General features: G+C 46.8%; 5 protein-coding genes and 1 pseudogene. 4 read left to right on the top strand and 2 right to left on the bottom strand.

From position 1 onward, the window contains the following. Positions 1–314, bottom strand: a pseudogene (locus Q0R35_RS03745) (hypothetical protein); the annotation flags it as partial. A 228-nt stretch (positions 315–542) separates the two neighbouring features. Continuing rightward, positions 543–1,427 (bottom strand): rhodanese-related sulfurtransferase, encoded by an 885-nt coding sequence (locus Q0R35_RS03740; protein WP_295614606.1) that lies wholly within the window; start codon positions 1,425–1,427, stop codon positions 543–545. Positions 1,428–1,667: 240 nt separating this feature from the next. Here Q0R35_RS03740 and Q0R35_RS03735 point away from each other — a divergent pair, with 240 nt between their 5' ends. The 4 genes from Q0R35_RS03735 to Q0R35_RS03720 all read left to right on the top strand — a co-directional run bounded on the left by Q0R35_RS03735 (position 1,668) and on the right by Q0R35_RS03720 (position 4,465). Beyond that, positions 1,668–2,636, top strand: coding sequence for a serine/threonine-protein kinase (locus Q0R35_RS03735; RefSeq protein WP_295614604.1), 969 nt, complete (start codon positions 1,668–1,670; stop codon positions 2,634–2,636). Positions 2,637–2,698: 62 nt separating this feature from the next. Next, on the top strand, positions 2,699–3,487 hold the full coding sequence (locus tag Q0R35_RS03730; RefSeq protein ID WP_295614602.1) for a glucosamine-6-phosphate deaminase: 789 nt from the start codon (positions 2,699–2,701) through the stop codon (positions 3,485–3,487). A gap of 97 nt (positions 3,488–3,584) precedes the next feature. Beyond that, positions 3,585–4,049 carry a hypothetical protein gene (locus Q0R35_RS03725; protein ID WP_295614600.1) on the top strand — a complete coding sequence of 155 codons (465 nt, stop codon included), beginning with the start codon at positions 3,585–3,587 and terminating at the stop codon, positions 4,047–4,049. 20 nt (positions 4,050–4,069) lie between these two features. Beyond that, entirely contained in the window at positions 4,070–4,465 is a 396-nt protein-coding gene (locus Q0R35_RS03720; RefSeq protein WP_295614599.1) for a tautomerase family protein, read from the top strand. The last annotated feature ends 251 nt before the right edge of the window (positions 4,466–4,716 follow it).

Genomic DNA, 4,716 nt, shown 5'->3' with positions numbered 1-4,716 from the left:
CCTGGTTCTGATTGCTTTTGTTTCTTGGCTTCCTTTACCACCGTCAAATGCAGATCGAATAGCTTAGACATACAACTATTAATTTGCATTACCGTTACTGAATTGCGAAACGGTTCGATGACAAGCGATTCGCGTACAAACTGAGCCAATAGCCCTAGAGACTCTAGAGGGGAATTATCGATTTGTGGTTGAAAATAAATATCGACATAGCGCACTTCACTAGAAATCTTATAAGATGATTGCACTGAGCCATAGGGCGATAATAATGAATCTAAAAAGTTTTTTGCAAAGTCATCATGGGGAAATTGACTCATTCGGTAAGGGCGATCGTGCTAACTAATTAGCTGATTTTATCATCAACTCGATCGCTGCCATTGCTGGGATAAACCGATCGATTGCTAAAAATTCACACTTCGGCTGTCCCGAAAGTCGCAAGCTATCCACACTTCTCCTTACGGAGACGGTACGCTACGGCTGTCGCGAAAGTCACAAGCTATTCACTATCCCCTAATCCCTAATCCCTAATCCCTAATCCCTATCCCCTAATCCCTATCCCCCGATTCCCGTTGTCGCCATCTCTCGGTGCGGCTGGCGCGTTGGGTGGGTGTGAGCGTGGGGTAGCAGCGGGCACAGCAGATGCCCGGTTCGTAATGAGGTGAGGTAAGATCCGCAGGCGAGAGGGGGTCTCCGCAGCCCCAGCAGAGCTGGTGGGTGCCCAATTCTAACCCGTGGGTAACGGCAACGCGATCGTCGAAGACGAAGCATTCACCTTCCCATTGGCTCTCGGTAGCGGGGATTTGTTCGAGGTATTTCAGGATGCCGCCTTGGAGGTGATAGACGTTCTCGAAGCCCTGTGAGAGCAGGTAGGAGGTGGCTTTTTCACAGCGGATCCCCCCGGTGCAGAAGAGGGCGACTTGCTGGTGCTGCTGGGGGTTGAGGTGGGTGGCGACGTATGCGGGAAATTCGGTGAAGGAATCGGTATGGGGATCGAGTGCGCCTGCGAAGGTGCCGATTTCGACTTCGTACTGGTTGCGGGTATCGATGACTACTACGTCGGGATTGGCGATGAGTTGGTTCCAGTCTTGGGGTTTGACGTAGGTACCGACGAGATTGGTAGGATCGATCGTGGGTACGCCTAAGGTGACAATTTCTTGTTTGAGTCGGACTTTGAGCCTGTCGAATGGGGGTTTGGTGGCGATCGATTCTTTGTGCTCTAAGTCTGTAAAACTGGGATCGGCTTTGAGATGTGCGAGCATGGCATCGATATTCGATCGAGTGCCAGAAATCGTCCCATTAATCCCTTCAGCCGCTAGTAAAATTGTGCCTTTAATATGGTGGTGATGACACAAATTTAGCAGCGGTTGGCGACGTTCTCGGTAGTCATCTAGGGTGACAAATTTATAAAAGGCGGCAATAACTTGAGTCATAACTTGTGCTTATTTGTCGCATTATTTATTCTGAAGATCGTCCTCGACGGGGATCGGTCTTGCCGTAAAAGCTAGAGGGTGTAAAGCTTGTGGTTTTAGTCGATCGACACTACCAACCGATAAATTAGCGTTATTAATCTATCGATCATCACAATTGTCTCATAGCATACAGTTTCGATCCAAGACATCACCGATTATATATAGTCAGAAGTTTAATAGCAATTTGCGCTAATCGAACCCATGAATATCGTCGTGGATGGTCGTTACCAAATTATCAAACGGCTGGGGAAAGGTGGCTTTGCCCACACTTATCTAGCTAAAAATTTAACTGTACCGGGCGAACCGAGCTGTGTCGTCAAGCAACTGCGCCCGAAAGTCGAGCATCCGAAGATGTTGCAGTTGTTTAAGTTGGAGGCGGCAATTCTGGCGCGATTCAAGCACGATCGGATCCCCAAGCAGGTGGAATGTTTCGAGCATCAGGGCGATCATTTCTTGGTTCAAGATTTTGTTGCAGGCGACGATTTGAGTCGGGAATTTACGATCGGGCATCAGTGGAGCGAGGCGAAGGTAGTCAGGTTTTTGCGAGAGATGCTCAAGGTATTGAGTTATGTGCATCATCAGCAAGCCATCCACCGCGATATTAAGCCTGCTAATATCATCCGCCGTTGGGACAATGGGCAATTATGTTTGATCGATTTTGGGGCGGTGCAAGATTTGGGGGCTGAACCTGTCGCACAGAATACAGTGGTGGGAACTCCAGGCTACCACGCGCCCGAACAAGCTAGGGGAATTGCTACTTTTAGCAGCGATATTTACTCACTGGGCATGACGGCGATTCAATTTATCACCGGACAGTATCCGCTTCACTTACCCAAAAATGAGTCAAAAGAGGTGGTATGGAGAGGTTTGACAAGTATTAGCGATCGATTAGCCGCGATTTTAGAGCGAATGACGCGGGTTGACGATCGCGATCGGTATAAGTGTACCACAGATGTATTGGCAGATTTAGAGCCATTCACCACCGAATTCGATCTGGGCGAGGGATCTTCTACAGAGTTATTAGATCGAGATCGCCATCAGCAGTTAACTAGTCGAATTATGGCAGTAGCGATGCTACTCGGAGTGGGTTTTGTCAGTACGGCAACGCTCGTCAGTCAAATCGAGTCTTCTCCAATTATGGTTGAGAGTGGATTGAGGCTCGATCGCTAAATCGGATCTGAGGTAAGATCGTCCACATGCTCGATCGCACGTTATTACCTCGATCCTATTTTATGACTGTATCTCCGCCACTACGTACTTTTCAAGTCGATGCTTTGCGGGTTGAGGTTTATCGTCACGAGGCAGATTTAGTTAGCAATCTAGTTCGAGCTACCGAGTCTTATCTGAGCCAAGTCATGGAGCAACAGGGAACGGCTGCGGCAATTTTGGCTTCTGGGGCATCCCAAATTAAGTTACTCAAGCATTTGACTACATTTGGCGAAATCGACTGGGGACGGCTCACCTTGTTTCATCTGGATGAGTATTTGGGGATTGGCGGCGAGCATCCCGCCAGCTTTGGGTTATTTATGCGCGAATCAGTAGAGCGACAAGTAGCCGTACGTAAATTTAATTATTTAGCAGGCGATACCGCCGAACCGATCGCCGAATGCGATCGTTATTCTGGGTTATTATCAGCACAGCCGATCGATCTGTGCTTTTTAGGCATCGGCGAAACGGGACATATTGCTTTTAACGATCCCGAAGTCGCCGACTTTAACGATCGCTATCCCGTCAAGCTGGTAAAATTAGCAGATAAATCTCGACAGCAGCAGGTAAATACCGGATTTTTCGATCGCCTTGAAGCCGTCCCTCAATACGCACTCACGCTGACACTTCCGACAATTTTTCAGGCGCGGCAAATTTGCTGTTTGGCGATGGGATCGCGAAAAGCCGATATAGTTAAAACCATGCTGACTGGCGCAATTGCACCCAGATGTCCCGCGTCAATCTTACGCAAGCATCCCACCGCGATATTATATCTCGATGAAGCGGCGGCTAGTGGATTAGGCTTTAGGTTTTAGGGAATAGTGTTCTCGATCGGAAGTAGTTTTGCTACAATTGTGGAACGATCGGACTTTGTGGTTTGCAGCTAATCCTACTTTAATAGAGGTAAAATTGATGAAAGTTTTGCACTCCAGCGGTTTATTAATCGGTTATTTAGCCGTAATAATCACAGCAAATTTGACGGGTGCTGCCGTTGCACTCAGCCAGAGTAACGTTAGTATTACCACCAATGCCGATGGCGGACAGATCCAATCTACCACGGTCGGGATCGATCGAGCCGATCTGAGTCAACCACACATTTTGCGAGTCCAAGGATCGACTAATGATGCACCCATCCGAATGGAGCGAATTCAGGTCAAAATTAATGGTAGAGTTATTAAAACGATCGCCAATAATTCACTCGAATTAAATTTGGCTCCGATGATGCAATCGGGACGCTATGAAATCGAAATATCTGGATCTTCACCGCGATTAGACGATACGATTTCTGTCAACTTTACTGGCAAAAATACTAATATCACTCAACAGTTTTCTGGTACTGGTCAGCTCAACCAAATTATAGTTATTAATGTTCGGTAGAAACTTTCCACTAAGCCCCTATGTCCCAAATCAAAATTTATGGATTGCGATCGCATCTCGATCCCATTAAAGCACAACTTTCCGATGCGATCCATAGTTGCGTGGTCGATGCCCTCCAATATCCCCCGCACAAACGCGCTCATCGCTTTTTCCCATTAGATCCGAGCGATTATTATTATCCACCCGAACCAGGTCGCACCGATCGCTATATAATTATCGAATTGAGTATGTTTGAAGGTCGGACAATCGCGGCTAAAAAGCAACTGATTCGGTTATTGTTCGAGCGATTAGACAAACAATTAGGCATATCTAATCTCGATTTGGAAATTACAATTTTTGAAACTCCCAAACATAATTGGGGCTTCCGAGGCTTACCAGGCGACGAGCATAGTTTGGATTACCAAGTAAATATTTAAAATTAATTAATGCCTTTATTAGACCTCCTGCAAAAGTAAAAACAAAATCTTTTATAGTATTGTCTTGTTGCGCCTTCATGCGGAGGAAACCTCCGCGAAGCGCACCGCTGTTTTTATCCATATCTTCCCCTAAAACCTAAAGCCTAAAACCTAAAGCCTTTATTGATAACCAGCGGCTTGGAGCGAGAAGAGATGAGCGTATCTACCCCCAGCTTTTAGCAATAGCTCGTGAGAGCCTTGCTCGATAATTT

This window comes from Chamaesiphon sp. GL140_3_metabinner_50 (assembly GCF_025361915.1).
Lineage (GTDB): Bacteria > Cyanobacteriota > Cyanobacteriia > Cyanobacteriales > Chamaesiphonaceae > Chamaesiphon.
Note: the sequence above shows the minus strand (reverse complement) of the source record. Positions and strands in the feature narration are given on the sequence as shown.

Excerpts from the sequence above, each read along its gene's own strand:
- Q0R35_RS03720 (WP_295614599.1), top strand. The coding sequence starts at position 4,070 with ATGTCCCAAATCAAAATTTATGGATTGCGATCGCATCTCGATCCCATT.
- Q0R35_RS03735 (WP_295614604.1), top strand. The coding sequence starts at position 1,668 with ATGAATATCGTCGTGGATGGTCGTTACCAAATTATCAAACGGCTGGGG.
- Q0R35_RS03740 (WP_295614606.1), bottom strand. The coding sequence starts at position 1,427 with ATGACTCAAGTTATTGCCGCCTTTTATAAATTTGTCACCCTAGATGAC.
- Q0R35_RS03725 (WP_295614600.1), top strand. The coding sequence starts at position 3,585 with ATGAAAGTTTTGCACTCCAGCGGTTTATTAATCGGTTATTTAGCCGTA.
- Q0R35_RS03730 (WP_295614602.1), top strand. The coding sequence starts at position 2,699 with ATGACTGTATCTCCGCCACTACGTACTTTTCAAGTCGATGCTTTGCGG.